Raw genomic sequence first — 466 nt, 5'->3', positions numbered from 1 at the left:
GAGGAGTACCGGCTCGGTGACAGCTCCGGGCTCGCAACGATCATGGTGCGCCCCGGGGGCCTGCATCTCGAAGAGGAGCACCCGGATTTCGACGGCGGCCAGGCGCCCGCCGCGCGCGTCGACCTCGGCCTGTACGGCGGTCGCGTGCTCGTGGAGGTCGACGCCGAGCGGCAGGAGGCGGCCGGTGGCCGTCCCGGTCGCGGCGACGGCCGCGTCGGCGGCGCCGGGCAGCGTCAGCAGCAGCGCACGCGACCAGAGGTCGGCCCAGCGGCGTACGGGGACACGGTCCAGGGTGGCCCCCGGGCAGGAGGCGGCCAGCTCGGCCGCGAACCCGTCGAGGAGCGTCGCCAGGCGGCGCAGCGCGGGGTCGGGAAGCATCGCGGAGACGACCGGCGCCGACGCGGAGACCAGGTCGTGGTCGATGCCCTGCCGGCCGGCGCGGGCGAGGTCGCAGAGCCAGGAGCGG

The 466-nt window shown here is 77.0% G+C and carries 1 pseudogene; it reads right to left on the bottom strand.

Features of this window, described 5'->3' with window-relative positions:
* Nucleotides 1-466: pseudogene (locus G3I78_RS48120) on the bottom strand (hypothetical protein); the annotation flags it as partial.

Source organism: Streptomyces sp. SID13726, assembly GCF_010548375.1.
Classification (GTDB): domain Bacteria; phylum Actinomycetota; class Actinomycetes; order Streptomycetales; family Streptomycetaceae; genus Streptomyces.
This window is presented reverse-complemented; position numbering and strand designations above follow the sequence as displayed.